9 protein-coding genes are annotated in these 17,506 nt (G+C 59.8%); all 9 read right to left on the bottom strand.

Going from position 1 to position 17,506, the window contains the following annotated elements; translation table 11 throughout:
- Positions 1-95: 95 nt before the first annotated feature.
- The gene (locus NYR50_RS20570; protein WP_174010172.1) at positions 96-899 is read right to left on the bottom strand and encodes an ABC transporter ATP-binding protein; all 804 of its coding nucleotides are present in this window, start codon (positions 897-899) and stop codon (positions 96-98) included.
- The gene (locus NYR50_RS20575; protein WP_174010169.1) at positions 892-1,866 is read right to left on the bottom strand and encodes a FecCD family ABC transporter permease; all 975 of its coding nucleotides are present in this window, start codon (positions 1,864-1,866) and stop codon (positions 892-894) included. Before NYR50_RS20575 ends, NYR50_RS20570 begins: the two co-directional genes overlap by 8 nt.
- Positions 1,863-2,912 (bottom strand): iron ABC transporter permease, encoded by a 1,050-nt coding sequence (locus NYR50_RS20580; RefSeq protein ID WP_174010167.1) that lies wholly within the window; start codon positions 2,910-2,912, stop codon positions 1,863-1,865. The genes NYR50_RS20575 and NYR50_RS20580 overlap by 4 nt, the downstream gene beginning before the upstream one ends.
- Positions 2,909-3,829 (bottom strand): iron-siderophore ABC transporter substrate-binding protein, encoded by a 921-nt coding sequence (locus NYR50_RS20585; RefSeq protein ID WP_174010165.1) that lies wholly within the window; start codon positions 3,827-3,829, stop codon positions 2,909-2,911. Before NYR50_RS20585 ends, NYR50_RS20580 begins: the two co-directional genes overlap by 4 nt.
- Before the next feature lie 53 nt (positions 3,830-3,882).
- A complete protein-coding gene (locus NYR50_RS20590; RefSeq protein WP_272447985.1) occupies positions 3,883-6,222 on the bottom strand; it encodes a TonB-dependent receptor domain-containing protein in 2,340 nt (779 codons plus the stop codon).
- A gap of 232 nt (positions 6,223-6,454) precedes the next feature.
- Positions 6,455-7,336: a (2Fe-2S)-binding protein gene (locus NYR50_RS20595; protein ID WP_174010161.1), complete on the bottom strand. Its 882-nt coding sequence runs from the start codon at positions 7,334-7,336 to the stop codon at positions 6,455-6,457.
- A gap of 39 nt (positions 7,337-7,375) precedes the next feature.
- Positions 7,376-8,122, bottom strand: a complete 747-nt coding sequence (locus tag NYR50_RS20600; RefSeq protein WP_174010159.1) for a thioesterase II family protein — start codon at positions 8,120-8,122, stop codon at positions 7,376-7,378.
- A 14-nt stretch (positions 8,123-8,136) separates the two neighbouring features.
- Entirely contained in the window at positions 8,137-9,804 is a 1,668-nt protein-coding gene (locus tag NYR50_RS20605; RefSeq protein WP_174010157.1) for a condensation domain-containing protein, read from the bottom strand.
- Between the two features lie 4 nt (positions 9,805-9,808).
- The gene (locus NYR50_RS20610; protein ID WP_418138283.1) at positions 9,809-17,497 is read right to left on the bottom strand and encodes an amino acid adenylation domain-containing protein; all 7,689 of its coding nucleotides are present in this window, start codon (positions 17,495-17,497) and stop codon (positions 9,809-9,811) included.
- Between the last annotated feature and the right edge of the window lie 9 nt (positions 17,498-17,506).

The following is a 17,506-nucleotide window of genomic DNA, read 5'->3' on the forward strand; positions in this document are numbered from 1 at the left end:
TTGCATCTTTTGGCCTGCGGGCGAATGCGCGCAAAGGCGGGAGACAAATCTATCTTTTACGAAAAACCCCGGGAATGTTGCGTGGCAGCCACAGGTCACTTGCCTTGGGTCTGTGATGGAACGGGCACGCACATCGGTGTTCCCGAAATCGGATCCGGCATGATAACGGCGTTGACGCCAAAGACATCGAGGACATTTTTCGCCGTGATGACGGCACCTGGGGCGCCAGCGTCGAATATCCTGCCGTCCCTGACAAGAACGATTTCGTCGGCGTAACGGGCAGCCTGGTTAAGATCGTGGAGGACCGCAACGATGGTGCGGCCCTGATCATGAACAAGCAGCCTGATGAGATCGAGTATTTCGATCTGGTGGGCGAGATCAAGGAAAGTCGTGGGTTCATCCAGAAGAAGGATGTCCGTTTCCTGGGCGAGCGTCATCGCGATCCAGGCGCGCTGCCGCTGGCCGCCGGAGAGAGCCTCTACCGGACGGCTGGAAAGCGATGTCATATCGGTAAGGTCGAGAGCATGGGTGCACGCATCTTCGTCACGGCTGGACCAGCGCTCGAACAGTCTGCGATGGGGATAACGCCCTTGCCGGACCAGTTCGGCGACCGACAACCCCTCAGGAGCCTGTGGCCCCTGCGTGAGGACGCCGATGTGTTTTGCTCGTTCCCGCGATGGAATTTTCCGTGTCGATGTGCCGTCCAGAAATATCTCGCCTTTCATGGGGCTGAGAAGTCCGGCGAGTGCACGCAATATCGTGGATTTGCCGCATCCGTTTTTCCCGACGAGAACGGTGAAATGCCCGGACGGAATTTTCAGGTTAAGGTCTTCGACAATGACGGCGCCGTTATATCCAAGGGACAGATTGCGTGTCGCGAGGCGATAATCTTCATGCATGCCGGCGGCCCTTCAGAAGATAGGCAAAAAACGGAGCCCCCAGCAGGGCTGTGACGATACCGGCTGGCAGCTGCGCCGGTGCGATGACCGTGCGGCCGATAATATCGGCGACCAACAGCAAGAGGCTGCCTGTCAGAGCGGCAACCGGAATGAGGGCCCGATGGGCAGGGCCAACGATCCGCCGCGCAACGTGCGGGGCGATGAGGCCGACAGACCCCACCAGTCCCACCATCGCGACGGTGGCGCCTGATATCAGCGTGCAGAGCAATATCAGGAATGCACGCACGAGGTTGACCTTCTGTCCAAGCCCGGTCGCCACATCGTCGCCGAAACGGATGAGGTCCAGCTGCCGGCAGGAGAACCAGGTCAGAGCCAGCGGAACGGAAAGCCAGAGCAGAAGGCTTTTGACCTTGGTCCAGTCAGCGCCGTAGACGCTGCCCGAAAGCCAGATCATTGCGCGCTGCACATCCATGACATTGCCGAATGCGGTCAGAAAGCTGGTTCCCGCGCCGGCCATGGCGCTGAGGCCTATACCGACGAGGATGATCCGGAGAGAGGACGTGCCACGTTTCCAGGCGAGCGCGTAGACGGCCGCCGCCATCGTGACGGCCCCCGCAAAACCCGCCCAGGGCAGAACGGCTGGCGAAACATCTGCAAAAAGGATGATAACCACGCTTGCGACGAGCGCCGCCCCTGCATTGATACCCAGAACGCCGGGCTCTGCCAGCGGATTGCGCATGACGGTCTGCGAGATTGTGCCCGCAACGGCAAGGCCCGTGCCGGCGAGCAGAGCCAGCATTGCTCGTGAAAGCCGGAATTCGACAACGATCATGTGCAGATCGGCCGGCGCACTGCCGATGAGGGCATTGGCGACATCACGCCAGGCAATCGACTGGTCACCCCAGGTCATGGCGGCAATGACGGCCAGAAGGTTGAGAATGATCAGAACAGTTATTGCGCGTGTCACGGCCTGCCTGCCCCCGCGCGATAGCGCGCCAGCCAGAGGAAAAATGGCGCTCCGATCAGGGCCATCGTCACGCCGACGGGGAAACTCTGGTTGGCGAGGATGATCCGTCCGGCGAGATCGGCGATAACAACCAAGATCGCACCGATGACGGCGCTGAAGGGAATGACCCACCGGTAATCCACGCTGATGGCGAGGCGAACGATATGCGGTACGACAAGGCCGACGAAGCCGACAGGCCCGACAAGTGCGACGGCGCTGCCGGAGAGGAGAATGACGATCACGACTGACAGGCTGCGCCAAAGGGCAGGGTTCTGGCCGAGCGCCGTGGCGACATCCGTGCCAAGGCTGAGTGTCGTCAGATGACGGGCGAGCAGCAGCGATCCGAGCAGTCCTGCAAGCCAATATGGCACCACAGTGAAGACGTGCTCCATCGTCCGGCCGCTCAAGGAACCGACGGTCCATAGGCGCACGGCATCGAGTGTCGTCTGGTCGAAGATCAGAATTGCCGTGGTCAGGGATGTGAGGAATGTCGCGACCACCGCTCCGGCCAGCACCATGATCAGCGGGGTTGCGCCCGCATGGCCGACAGAACCGATGAAGAAAACGCAGAGCGCAGCAAAAGCCGCGCCGCCAAAGGCATACCAGACCAGCGCGTCGCCCGAAACACCCATGATCGACAGGCTGGCGACGACTGCAAAAGCCGCGCCGGCGTTGATGCCGAGGAGCCCCGGCGAAGCCAGAGGGTTTTTTGTCACCGCCTGCATGATTGCGCCTGAAACGGCCAGGCCCGCTCCTGCGATCATGGCCGCCGCGACGCGTGGCAAGCGCAGCAACGTCACGACGAGATGATCACGCGAGCCGTCAAAGCGGAAGATTGCAGAGAACACCGTCGACGGTGAAAGGGGCGCCGGGCCAGCCATTATTGCCAGCATTGCGCAAACCAGCAGGCCAGCAATGGCGAGCAAAAGCAGGACCGAGCAGAAAAATTCCTCCCGACGAGCATGTATCGGTCTTTCTGCCTTCGATAGTCCGCGAAACGATGTCACGGCTTGTCCAGCAGATATTGTTCGATGTCATCGAGAACTTTGTTGGCGGAGCCGATGCCGTTGAAGCTCATCCATGTTTCGCGCTTTACCCGGTGGGCGTTTCCGGATGCGACTGCCGGCAACATTTGCCAGAAGGGGTTGCTGGTCGTGCGGTCGGCAAGCGCATCGTCCATGGTCGTATCGTATCTGCCGGCAACGACGTAAAGCAGGATGTCTCCGTCGAGGAGGGAGAGGTCCTCCCATTCGGGCCGTTTGAAGACCGTGTTGTCCTCAGTCGTTTCGTAAGCGCTGCGTTTTACGCCGGCATCACGAAGAACCTCGTAGGGCGCATAAGCGGCCGGACCGTCAAGATAGACATGAAAACCGCTTGGCGTCACCCGTAGCACCGACACCTTATGGGAAGCAGTTTTATCTCTGATGGCGACAACACGTTTTTCGTAACCGGCCAGCATCTGCGTCGCCTCATCACTTTTTCCCGAAAGGAGCGCCAATGTGCGGAAATGGTCCTTCCAGTTCTTTGCATCGATGAGCGCGGTCGGCGCAATCTTGGCGAAGTTCTGGTAGGACTGGCCGTGCAGGGCTGCGTCCCCAACAATCAAGTCCGGCTTCAGGGCCACGATGCGCTCGAGACTGGGCTGCCGGGCCTCGCCAATATCGGAGACCGTAGCCTTGTCGGCTTTTTCCTTCAGTTCGTGGTCCTGAACGGACATAAGCGGCGCGCCGACCAAAGGCAGGCCGAGTTCAAGCGCCATTCCCAGATTGTAGAAGGGATCGAGCACGACGATCCTGCGGGGCGTGTCCGGCACGCAGATCGGTGCGCCATAAACCCCTGTCGTGAGGGAACGGCCCGAACATTGCGCCGAGGCGCCGGAGGCAAAAAGTCCTATCAGCAAGATGAGAAACGACCGCAGGATCATTCATTACTCCAGAAATGGAAGCCTGCGCGGCATGGAGCCGCGCAGGAAATGGATCAGAATTTGACCTTCATGTTCAGACCGACGCTGCGGCGCTCGCCGAGCGTGGCGGCAATATTGTTGTCGTTGTAGACAAAATATTTCTCGTCCAGCAGGTTCTGTGCGAAGGCGTTGATTTCCCACCGCTCTGTCTTGTAGCCCGCCTGCAGGTTCACGATCCAACGGCTGTCGAGATAATCATGCGGCAGGCTGCCCAGACGGGCCAGGTAGCTCGAGGTATATTTGGCGTCGGCACCGACATAAACGCCGTTATCGAAGGTGTAGCGAGCGCCAAGACCCAGCGACCACTCCGGCGCTTCCGGGAATGGCAGGCCGGACAGATTACCGTAGGTCAGATCGTTGAAGTTCTTGAACTCGGTATGGACGTATCCAAGCGATGCGAAGGTTTCGAGGTTGTCGGTGACCTTGAACGACGGCTCGAATTCGAAGCCCCATGCCTCCGACGAGGCCGCGTTGATGATGCGCCGGCTTAGCAGATCCGTCGGATCGAGCTGCATCAGAACCTGCTGATCGGAATATTTGGTGAGGAACACGTTTGAATTGACGGTCAGCCGGTCATCCATGAACGAGCCTTTGTAGAAAATCTCGTAGGTTGACGCCGTTTCGGGTTCGTAGTTGTAGGCCGTTCGCCGATAGGAATCGTAACTCGCGCCACCTGTCCGGAAACCCTGGGAATAGGTAATCCCGACAGTCTGTGTATCCGTCAGCTCTTTCGAAAGGCCGATTTTCGGTACGAAATTGACCTCGCTGAAGGACGCGGCGTAGTCCGTCAGAACGGTCTTCGCGCCGCCAAGAGGCTGGGTCCGCACCAGATTTTGGGTTATATCCTGATCCGTATAGTCCAGCCGGCCGCCGACGGTGATTTTCCATGTCGGAACGAACTCGTATGTCGCCTCTCCGAACAGGGCGGCATTGAACGATTTCTGCGTGTTGTGCTGAACTTGGTTGCGGTTGACAGTGGCTGTCAGCGGAATGGTACGATCGTAGAAATTCTTCTCATCTTCATAAGAAAAATAGACGCCACCGACCCAGTCCCATTTGTCACCTTCATAATTGAGGCGAACTTCCTGGGAGGCGATCCATTCCTTGTAGTAGCCGTGATAGGTGTTGATTTCGCCTGGGGTTCCGTAATTGACCGAGAGACGATCGGCATCGGAATAGCTGAAGGCCGAAAGTGACGTCAGCTTTAGCTCGTCTGAAAAGTCATGCGTTACTTCCAGTCCGACATTATGCACGTCGGTCGGGCGATATTCTATGTAGGCCGGAAGCAGATAATCGCCGCGTTTCTGGTCGAAGCTGAAAGGGATGGAGCCAGCGGGACCGCCGATATCGCGAACAGCGGGGTTGTCATGCGAAAACGAGTAGCTGAGAAGGGCGCGCGTCTCCGGCATTTCCGCCGGTTCAAATAGCACCTTGCCCCGGACCTGGTAATAAAAGTCGTGTGTGAACTCGTTATAGTTCTCATAACGCTCGAAGGTGGGGTAATTGATATCGTTCTTGCTACGCTGAATCTCGCCAGACATGCGAATGGCGATCTGATCGTCTACCAGCGGCGTATTGAACATGAAACCGGTGCCGTAGAGATTGCCGGTGGCGATCGTGGTCGAAAGTTCGGCCTCTTTTTCGAATGTGGGATCCTTGGTCTTGATGTAAATCGCACCCGCCATGGCAGCGCGCCCGGACAGGGTGGACTGTGGGCCGCGATAGACTTCGACCTGCTCGACGTCAAACAACCCGCGTGCCCCGCGACGCGCGCCACGCACCGTCTGCTGAACGCCGTCAATGTAAAGCGTGGCAAGAGGCGCGCCACCGGGAACAAGGCCCTCGGAGCTGACGCCACGAATGATGAAACCGGCATCCGCCCAGTCGCCATCCATGACGTTCCCCATGCGGCGGAAGCTGTCGCGGAAACTCCTTATCTGCCCGTCGGAGATCTGTTCCGCGTTGACGATACCGATGCTCGAGGATGTGCTGGCAAGCGTCGTGGCGTTGCGTGAGCCGTAAATCGTGATGGCCTGCAGCTGGGTTGTACCGTCGGCAGCGACGGCTGCGGCATTGGCAGGTGCCGCCGCAAGGCTGAGGGCGATCTGATTTTGGCCGGCAAACCGCGACTGGACACCAGTCCCTGCAAGCACCGCGGCGAGCGCCTGAGAGGGTGTGAGATTGCCGCTGGCGCCGCGAGACGTTTTGCCATTGGCAACGGACCCGTCAAAGAGAATCTGCAGGCCGGTTTGTGTGGCAAGCTGATTGAGCGCGGAGGTCAGCGGCCCGGCGGCAATGGAAATCTGCCGTGGCGCGGTGCTGGCCTGACCGGCCGTCTGTGCTGCGGCCGGCACATTTAAGGCCAGAGCAGAAAACGAAGTTGTGAGCAGCAGCGCTACCCATCCCGCCAGTCCGGTTCTAGCCGTTCTGCCGTTAATTCCCTTGCATTCCATTGAAGCCCCCGCTCCCGCGCACTTGATAAGCGTTTCAGACAAAAGGCGGCAATATCCGCCCACTCATGCTGAAGACGATCAAAGGCGGCGCTATGGGACTCCCGAGTAAAAAAAATTATTGAAAATAATAATCTTATTTTAGGCAGAAATGGGCGCGCATTTCCTGGAGAAGAATGTCGTCACGCTCTTCGTGCGACTTCAGCACGCATGTGGGGCACTTTTCCGCACCCTCTACGGTATAATACCGGCAGCATCCACCGCGCGCCCGAAACGTGTAGGTGAAGGGTTCTTTTAAGGCGCTGTCATGCAGGGTGAGGTCGAAATAACCCAGCTGGCGGTTGTTCAGCGGCGATCCCTGTACCTTGACGATCGCCATGGCCGAGGCCATCGCCTCGGTGAGACAGCCGAACCGTCTTCCGACATCGAGAAATCTGCCGGCCATCGCGTCTCCCACCAGCCGCCATTGCGCATTTTTCGAAAATCCGGTCCTTTTTGCCAGTGCTTCCACCAGCGGATGGAAATGTTGCTCAACGCCGATGCGGAACCTTTCGCAAAGGCCCGCATGGTCCGTGACCGTCGAAAAAGGTCCGGCATCCCGATCCGTAAAGATCTGCGGCGACAACAGCCGGACATGTGCCCGCCGCACCGTCATCGGTTCCCCGTCATGTTCACCATGATGGGTATAGAACTGCAATGAAACGGCTTCGGGCGACACATCAGGCACCACGCTGCGACCCACCAGCAGCGGAACCGTGGCCATGAAAAAAATGTAGCAATAGTCGCTCATCAGGAATGCGGCGCGGCTCTTGAGATCGACACCGGGATCGAAGGATCCCTCATAATCCAGGAATTCCTCCAGCGCCGATGGACTGGAGAACAGCGCTGCGGACGTTGTCCAGCCGGCAAGCATCGGGCCGGCGCTGCAGGGCACCTCCGGCCACATGGACTGCTGGAGGGCAGTCGCTTCCGTCAGACTATCGGCGGCGGAGACGCCGGCTGTCTCGTGATCTCTCATTGTCTGCCGTATCCATCAGTTTGGCATCGCAAATCAGGCTCATGCCGTTCTGGTTGAAACAGCGCAAGCCTGCACCTGATCGGTTTGCCATAATTGGCCCAGTTTTCCAATGAAGTGTGCGAAGGCCTGTGGCGCGAGCATATGCGACCCTTCGATCCGATGCATCGTGATGTCTTGGCCGATACAGTTTTCCCAGGCACCTGCCGCCTTCCAGCTGACGAGATGGTCGGCATCGGCAACGAAGACATGGACCGGAAATGTCACGGGCAGATGCGGCGGGGTAAATTGATAGGTCTCGCAAATGCGAAAATCATTGCGCAGAACCGGCTCGAACAGGGCCATGGCCTCCCTGTCGCGCAATATTTCGTCCGGCGTGCCGCCGATCTCGACCAGTGATTGATGAAAATCCTCGCGCGTCATGCTGTGGATAGGCTCACGTCCTTCAAGGACACGGTCGGGCGCGTTGGAGCCGAGAATGTAGAAGGCGTCGGGAAGCGGCAGGCGCCGGAGTGACAGGTGCCGTAACAGCTCATAGGCCACAACCGCGCCCATGGAATAACCGAACAGGGCATAAGGAGCCTGCAGCAGCCCGGTGATTTCGTTTGCGACATGGTCGGCAAGGCTCTGGATATCGTGCGGCAGCGGCTTGGTGAAATGCGCCTCGCGACCCGGCAGGGCGACCGGGACGACGTCAAAGACGCTCTGGGAATTCTGTACCCATGACCGGAACAGGCTCGGGCCGGCGCCGGCCGGCGGAAGGCAGATCAATCGGGGGCCAACTGTCATCGGGGCTCCTCTCATCATATTTCAATCGCATTGTGTTCGCCGACGGGCGCGGCGGTTGCCTTTAGCGCATCGATGAAAGCCGCAAATGCCGCAAGGACCGGACGGTCGAACAGGACTTTTACGGGAAAATTGATCGCAAATTCTCTCCGCACCCGGTTGACGACCCTGGCCGCCAGAAGCGAGTGGCCGCCGAGGTCGAAGAAATTATCGCTGTTGTGCTGGGCGTCAACTTTCAGAACCTCTGCCCAGATCCGGGCAATCCTTTCTTCCGTTTCTGTCCAGGCGGTCGCGGGAAGGGGTTGATCACGGTATGTTTCCGCCACCGAAGGCAGAGCAGGCTTGGCGACATCGACCGGCCTTGTGTCCGTAGCGGATACGTGCGGAACCGTCGGAGCGCCGCCGGCCATCTCGCCGATTGTCGCGCCAAGCTCATTCAGAAACTCCTCTATTTCCTGCTCAGCAATGCGGCGCCTGTCGTATCGAGCGGAAATCGAGATTTTCGTGGCGTCGGCAACGGCAAACAGGGTGAGGGGATAGTGGGTCCATTCATCGACCTCGACGCCGGTCACGGCGAATGCCGCCTCCGCCGTAATATCCTGCGGCACCGGATAGTTTTCAAAGACCAGCAGGCAGTCGAAAAGATCGCCCCGCCCGGCCTGTATCTCGCGTAGCGGAAGATAGTCGTGCTCCGCACAGGCGGACTGGCGTTGCTGCAATGTCTGCAACCACGGCGCAAGAGGGCCGTTTTCAACGTTGATGCAGACCGGCAGCGTGTTGATGAACAGGCCGACCATGTTTTCCACACCCTGGAGTTCGGGAGGTCGCGCGGCTGTCGTCGCGCCGAAGACGACGTGTCTGCTGCGGGTCTTGCGGGCGATGACGATGGCAAGCGCGGCCTGTAGCAGGGTATTGGGGGTAATCCCGATCTCCCTGCACAGCTTTGCCGCCTGCGTGGAAACCGCGGAAGCGCAGGTCAGGTGATGACTGGAGAAATCGGCCTCGCCTCCGGTGGCGTCGCGGGTCATCCTGCACGGCACCTCGATCTTCGCCGTGTAATCCGTCCAGAACGCACGTGTCGCCTCACGTTTCCTGCTTTTCAGCCAGGCAATATAATCCACATAAGGCCGCGGTGCGGGCAGTGGCGGACGTGATGAACCGCAGCGTCTCTGATAGGTCCGGAAGGCGTCTTCGACGATGCGGCCCGCCGACCATCCGTCGAGAATGATATGGTGGTACTGAAGCACGAGACGCGAATTTTCGCCGCCGTAATCGATCCATTGCAGGCGGATCAGGGGAGCCGTCTTCAGATCGAAAGCCTGCCGTCGGTTGGTGGATAAAAGTGTGGCGAGGCGTGCCTGCTGCTCCTCCACATCGATACCGGACCAATCCAGTTGCGACCAGGCAAGGCCGGCATCGCTGTGGACCACCTGAAACGGTTCGTCTCTTTCTTCCCAACGGAAGGTGGTGCGCAGAACCGCATGACGCGACACCATCTCGCTCCAGCAATCATGCATGATCTGCGGATCGACGGCGCCCCGTAGTTGAAGGACGATCTGCGGCACGTAGACGCCTTCGTCGGGGGTGGCGATGGAGTGGAACAGCAATCCTTCCTGCATGGGTGACAGCGGATAGATGTTTTCGATAGCCGAGCGGCGGCTGCTTTCAAGGGGGCGATTGTCCATAGTGTCACAAGCTCTTTAGCAGATTGTCGAGTTCGTCCTGGCCGAGATCCATCAGCGGGAAATCAGAAGGGCTGAAACCCGCACCTGAACCGGTGAGGCAATGCTGGATCAGCGTTTCAAGATTGTCCCGGAAATGGTCCGCCAGTGTCCTGATGGTGTCTTCGGAATGCAGTTGGGGCCCATAGACCCACTGCAATTGCAACTCACCGCGCACGACCATGGCGTTGATCTCGAGGATCGTATCACGCGGGTTGGCGGCACCGTACATCGCGCCGGATGTGATGCCGGAAGGCGCAAACAGGCTATCTGCTGCGAACATGGCATCCATCTGGCCGAGATAGTTGAAGCGGACCTGCGGTTTGCCGTAGTCCAAATGCTCAGCCTTGCGCAGATATTTCAGAACGCCGAAACCGACGCCGTTGTTGGGAATTCGCCGCAACGTGTCCTTGACGTCGAGAAGCAGGCGGTCCGGTGTTGCATCATCCGGCGTATCGAACAACACGGGATAAAGCGCGGTCAGCCATCCCACCGTTTCGGAAACGTCGATATCCTCGAACAGGTGCGGTCTGCCGTGGCTTTCCATTTCTAGGCGCAGGTGTGGCTGGCCGCTCCACTGCCGCAGCGCCAGATAAAGGGCTGCGACCAGGACCTCGTTCGAGGCAATGCTGAAGCATTCCGGTACATCCCGAAGCAGTTGCCTCGTCGTCTCGGCATCGATGGTCTGCCGGTAGGTCAAGGCATCCGATTGGTTATTGCTGCCGTTCCGATCGTCGAGCGGCATCGCCTGGACGTCTTCCTCGCAGATGCGGCGCCAATATTCCTCCTCGCTGTCGAAAAGCTCCGACCGCGAAAGCCGGCTGTTCCAGCTGCCAGCCGCAACTGCGCGGGAGCGAATGGTGCTGGCCTCGAGATAATGCCGCTCGATATCCGCAACGATCATTCGCCAGGACACGCCGTCGACGATGAGGTGATGGGCTGCGAGGATAAGGCGGTCGGAGCCATCGGGCAATGTCGTCAGGATCGCGCCGAAGAGAGGCCCGGCACCAAGATCGAAGCTGGCATGAAGCTTTCTAGCAAAATTCGTGACGTCGTCCTCATCCGCGGCGGCCAGTCGCTGCATCGGCGGCATTGCCGAAAGAGGGGCAAATTTCTGTTGCCATTGCCCATTTTCGCGCAAAAATCTGGCGCGCAGTGATCGATGCTCGTCGAGTACCCTGTAAATTGCCTTTTCCAGCCGGTCGGCATCGAGAGATCGGGTGGATTTCAGGATCAATCCCTGGTTCCAGTGGGCAAGATCGGGCAAGTTCTGATCCAGCAGCCAGTGCTGTATCGCCCCGAGCGTAGCTTCATCACCGGCATGACCGGTCCCGACAGTCGCAGTGCATTCCACGCGTGTCGCTTCCGCGAGCGATGCGAGCGTGGGATGCAGGAAGACGTCGCGCGGGGTCATCTTTAATCCCTTCTGGCGGGCCTGCGAAACCAGCTGGATGGCAAGGATGGAATCGCCGCCAAGCGAGAAGAAATTGTCGTTTCGCCGGATGTCTCGGCAGCCAAGCAAGCCTTGCCATATCTGCGCCAGCACGCCCTCCTGGTCATTGAGCGGACGTGCGGTTTCACGGGCGCGTTCGCCATAGGCTGCGGGATCGGGTAGCGCGGATCGGTCCAGCTTGCCGTTCGGCAGGCGCGGAAGCGCATCCAGCCTGGTTGCAAGGGTGGGAATGAAATGCTCGGGCAAACGTTGCCTGAGGGTTGCGACAAGTTTGGTGATCTCCAGTGCGGGATCGCCGGCAATCCACATCGCCAGCCGGGGATGATTGGCGGCGTCGCGCCAGAGCCCGGCAACGGCCTCATGTACCCCTTCCTGCTGCAGCAATACGGCCTCAATTTCACCCGGCTCGATGCGAAAACCGTTCAGCTTCAGCTGCCGGTCAGCGCGCCCCATATAATCGAGGCCGCCATCATCACGCCTGCGCACGATATCGCCGGTCTGGTACATGACGCGGTGCTGGCTGCAGTCGGCAAAGGGATTGGGCAGAAAACGCTCGGCGGTCTGGCCGGGCCGGTTCCAGTAGCCGCGCGCCAATCCGCTGCCGGAGAGGAACAGTTCGCCGGGCACCCCAACCGGCACCTCGTTCATTTCGCCGTCAAGCACATAGGCGCGGGTATTGGCAATCGGCACGCCGATCCCGAACCATTCCCCCGATGGAGGCACCGGCGCCACCGTCGAGTAAGTCGTATCCTCCGAGGGACCGTAGAGGTTGTAGAGGCCTTCCACCTGGTCGTTGGCGTAAATCCGCGCGACAAGTTCACGCGGCAGCGGCTCTCCCGCCAGGCACACCGTTTTCACGCTCTGCGGCAGAGGGCCGAGTTTGAGCAGTTCCGACATCGGCGTCGGAACGGTGTTCACCAGTGTCACGTCACCTGCAAATGGCGCGCTTGGGAAGGCGAAGAGATCGTCGACCATGAAGATGCGTCCGCCCGCTGCAAGCGTCGCAAATATTTCGAAGATCGAAAGATCAAAGCAGATCGACGTGGAGGCGAGCACGCCGGACAACTGATCGTCCGTGAAGGCGTGCAGGCACCATTGCACGAAAGCAACGGCGTTTCGATGTTCGATGGCAACGCCCTTAGGCCTGCCCGTCGAACCCGATGTGTAGATGATATAGGCAAGATCGGAGCCTGACGTCGCCGACGTCGGCACGGCCCCGCCTGCCAGACTTTCCACCATGCCCGGCGTCATGCAGCGGAAATTCTGTCCGACCGTTGAAATATCCTTCTCGGTCGTGACCAGAATGAGTGCCAGATCGGCGTCGGCGGCGATGAATTCTATGCGGTCCGCGGGGTAACGCGGGTCCAGCGGCACATAGGCCGCGCCGGTGCGAAGAACTGCCAATATGGCAACCACCAGCTCCACGCTCCTTTCAAGGCGGATACCGACCCGTTTTCCCCTGCTTATGCCGGCTGCGACGAGCCCGCTTGCAAGCCGGTCGGCTCTCTGGTCAAGTTCGGCGTAGGACAGGCTCTCGTCCTGATCGGTAACGGCTATCGCCTGTGGGCTGGTTTCGGCACTTGCTGTCACAAAGTCGTGCAGGCAGCGCCGCTGCGGCTGAAATTCCGCATCCGTCTCGTTCCATTGCCGCAGCCTTTTCTGATGGTTGCCCGATACCAGTGACTGCCTGTCGAGTGGCCGTTCAGGTCGCTCAACGATGTTTTCGAGCAGGGCGACGAGGGCTTCGCCAAGCGATTCCATGGTCGCCCGGCGGAAGAGATCGCTGCGATATTCGAGGCGGCACGACAGTTCCTCTGCCGTTTCATGGATGAACAATGTCAGGTCCACGCGCGACGAGGTGTCGGGCAGCGCCAGTCGGTCCCACTCCATGCCGGCGAGCGAGATGGCGCCGCGCCGGGTTTCGACGGTCGAGACGAGCATGGCCTGGAACAGCGGGTTGTGGCTCCATGTCCGGGGAAGCGACAGCGCATCCACCACTTTCTCAAATGGTGCGGCCTGGTTGGCGAAAGCGCTTAATGCCGTGTCGCGGGCTGCCTTCAGTGCTTGGTTGAAGTTTTCGCCGCCCTGCGTCTGCAACCGGATCGCCAGCGTATTGGCGAACATGCCGATGACGTTTTCCAGATCGGGATGGAACCGCTCGGAGACCGGCGTGCCGATGACGATATCGCGCATGCCGCTCACGCGCTGGAGCAGCGTCGAGAACGCTGTCAGCATTCCCATAAAAAGGGTAGCGCCTTGCTGGTCGCAGAGTTTGCGCAATCTTGCGAGCAAATCCGCATTGAGCGAGAAGCGGATGCTCTCGCCGGAGAAGCCCTGTATGGCGGGCCGGACAAAATCGGTAGGCAATTCCAGCAGTGGCGGAGCGCCGGCAAGCGTCCTTCGCCAGTAATCGACCTCCTTCGTCGTGTCCTGCTCCCGCTGCCAGATTGCAAAATCCGCATATTGCAGCGGCAGCGCCGCGTTTGGCGGCGCAACGTTCTTCGCGAGCGACGCGTAAAACGTCGCAACGTCGTTCAGCAGAATTTCGGCTGAAAGGGCGTCACCGATGATGTGGTGCAATATGAAAAGCAGGACATGATCCTGCGGGCCGGTGCGGAAGGCATGAATGCGCAGGAGCGGCGCAACGGCAAGATCGAATGGCCGGCGCGCGCAATCGAGCAGGGCAGCCTCGAGTTCCCGGTCACCGATCTCCTCCGGCGCGATCCGGAACGTCATCTCCGGCTCGGTCTCGACGAAGGGCTTGCCATCGATGGAAGCGAACCGGCTGCGCAGGATATCCTGTCTTTGCGCCGTCAGTTCCAGCGCATGCGAGAGGATTTCGAAATCGAGCGCTCCGCTGATCTTCAGGGCAAACGGGATGTTGTAGAGCGGGCTGTCCGGTTCCAGCTGCGCAAGCGCCCATTGTCTGTTCTGTGCATGGGACAGCGGTGTTGGGCCGGTATGCTCCCGCTTGGACAGTCCGGACAACTGTACTTCCGGCCTGCGTTCGGTCATGGCCACCAGCGCCTTGACAGCACCGGCAAAATCCGCAAGTCGGGGTCTCTCAAAAATGGTGCGCAGCGGCAGGTCGACGGCGAATGACGCCCGCAAACGCGCGAGCATCCGCGTCGCCAGCAGCGAATGGCCGCCCACCGTGAAGAAATTGTCGTCACGGCCGATCTTTTCGGCGCCGAGCAACTCACACCATATGGTGGCGACAATCTGTTCGGTCCCTTCGAGCGGAGCGGCGTAGGCGGCTGACGATACGATCTGTTTTGGTCGTTCAAGCCGCTTGCGATCGATCTTGCCATTGGCGTTTAATGGAAAGCGATCCATCCAGACATAGGCGGCGGGAAGCATGTAGGAGGGAAGCTGCGAGGCGAGCGCTGCGCGGATTGCGTCCTCGTCCGCCGGGCTTGTTCCGTGGCGGCAATAGGCGACGAGGGTGCCTGACCCTTCCTCGTCCTGAAAAAGCGCAACCACAGCCTGCTCGATGGATGGCTGTGCGGAAAGGATCGCCTCGATCTCGCTGAGTTCGATGCGGAACCCGCGAAGCTTGACCTGAAAATCGGCGCGGCCGACATAAAGAAGGTGCCCGGCGACGGAACGCCGCATCAGGTCACCGGTTCGGTAGAGCCTCGATCTCTCGCCTCCGCCGTTCGAGCCCGCGGCCGGCCCTTCGACGAATGCACGCGACGTCAGGTCGTCCCGGTTGAAATAGCCGGGGCTCAGACCTTCACCGCCGATATACAGCTCTCCGACAACGCCCGCCGGTACCGGCATCAGCGCGTCGTCGAGCAGATGAAGCTGCGTATTGGCGATCGGATCGCCGACCGGCAGGGCAGGAAGCTCCAGATGGTCAGTGCATATGCGGGTGCAGGTGGACCAGATGGTCGTCTCGGTCGGGCCGTAGAGGTTCCACAATTCGCCGCCGGTCGCCAGCAGGCGGCGGGCAAGGCCGGGCTCGAGCGCTTCGCCGCCGCAAAGCATCCTGAAACCCGCCGGAGCCTTCCAGTCGGCATCGGCCATCAGCCGCCATGTCGCGGGTGTCGCCTGCATCATCGTCGCGCCGTGGTTCCGGATGAGCTCCGAAAGCGGCATATCGTCATAGACGTCATCGGCTTCGGCGATAATCAGCAGGCCGCCGACCATAAGCGGCATCAGCAGCTCCAGGGTGGCGATATCAAAAGCCGGTGTGGTGACGGCAAGGAAACGATCTTCAGCCGACATGCCCGGCCGCCGCGCCATGCTGGTGAGAAGGTTGACCAGGCTTTTCTGCCTGATCGGGACGCCTTTTGGCCTGCCCGTCGAACCTGAGGTGTAGATGATATAGGCCAGGTCGTCAGGCAGCGTCTCGCGATGCGGGTTACCGAAGGAGCCGGTTATACGCAGCAGGGGTTCAATCGCGGTGCAGTCGCATGGATATGCCGCATCTTCACCCTCGCTATTGAGAATGATGTCGGGCTTGCAGTCCTCGAGAATGAGTGCGCGCCGCTCCGCCGGGTGTGTGGGGTCGAGAGGCACGTAATGGCCACCGAGTTTCAGCACCGCGAGGATGGCGATGACGAGGTTCTCAGAACGCGGCAGGCAGATGGCGATGCGGGGATGATCTTTGCCGCTGCCGATGCGATCACGCAAACCGGATGCCACCCGATTGGCGGCTTCGTTGAGATCGCCGTGGGAATATTGCCGGTCGCCGCAGCGCACGGCCGCAAACGAGCCGCGCGCCTGTGCCGTCTCTTCCAACAGCGATGCGACATCTCTCCGTGGGAAGGCAATGGTTGTCCGGTTCGCAGCCGCTATGGCCGCATGCTCCGTCTCGTCCAGCAGGTCGATTTCGGCGATGCGGCCACCGGGGTTCGATACGAGCTCACCGAGCAGTCTGACGAAATAGCCGGAGAAGCGCGACACCGTTTCAGGCAGGAAGAGTTCCGTATTGAACTCGAAAACGCCACTGAAACCTTCGTTTCCCCGTCCCTCGTGCATGTCCAGGCTGAGATCGAAACGCGAGGCGCCGGAATCGAGCGCGATCGGCGTAATTTTGATATCGCCGAGGTCGAAAGCTGCACCGGACGCATTGTGAAGCACGAAAGTCGACTGGAACAGGGCGTTATGGCCAATGTCACGCTCGACATTCAGCGCGTCCACCACCTGCTCAAACGGAACATCCTGGTTGGACAGCGCCTCAAGCGTCGTATCCCGAACCCTGTCGAGGAGTGTATCGAACGTGTCATTCGGCTGCAGGCGGGTTCGCATGACGAGATTGTTGACGAACAACCCGATGAGATTGCGGGTTTGAGCCCGGTTTCGGTTTGATGCGGTCGTGCCGATGCAGATATCGTCCGATCTCGAAAGGCGGGCGAGCAGAATCTGATAGGCTGCCAGCAGCACCATGAACGTCGTCAGTTTCCGGCTTTTCGCCAGATTCTTGACGGCGCTGGAGAGGTCCGGCCCAAGGCGGAATTTGTGCCGGGCGCCGTGGAGCGACTGTGTCATCGGCCGGGCGAAATCGAACGGGAGTTGAAGCAGCAACGGTGCGTCACGAAGCTGTTCGCGCCAGTAGTCGATCTGGCCTGAAAGTGCCGCGGTGCCGTTGCGCTGCCATTCGGCATAATCGCGGTACTGGATATCGAGTGCCGGCAGCTGGCCGATGGCTGGAGCGTCGGCTGCGCTATAGAGCCTGTAGACCTCATCGATCAGGATCTGCAACGAGGAATAGTCGGAAATGATGTGATGGATCACCATGACGAGAACATGCTCGTCAGGTGAGACGGAGAACAGGCCGACGCGAAACAGCGGACCCTGCGAGAGATTGAACGGTTGCCGCGCGAAGCGGCCTATGGCGGCGTCGCGTGCGGCTTCATCATTGCCCGGTTCGTGAAAACTGAAGTCTGCCGTTGTCTGTGAAGCCACGACCTGGAACGGCTCTCCGTCCCGAACCTCGAAAACCGTCCGCAGGCTTTCATGGCGCTGCACCGCGATATCGAAGCAGGTCTTTAGCCTGTCGCGGTCGAGCGAGCCTTCCAGCCTGATGGCCACGGGTATGGAATATGCGCCTGTGCCAGGCTGCATCTGCTCGACGAACCAGATACGTTCCTGGGCATGGCTCAGGCGGAAGTTCTTTTTTTCGGATGCCTGCTGTCCGGCCATCAAGCGCTGCAAAAGCTGGCGCTTTTCATCCGGGGTCAGTCGGGAAATATCCATTGTGTTCAC

This window comes from Agrobacterium sp. El2ro-1b, from assembly GCF_048298475.1.
GTDB lineage: Bacteria > Pseudomonadota > Alphaproteobacteria > Rhizobiales > Rhizobiaceae > Agrobacterium > Agrobacterium fabrum.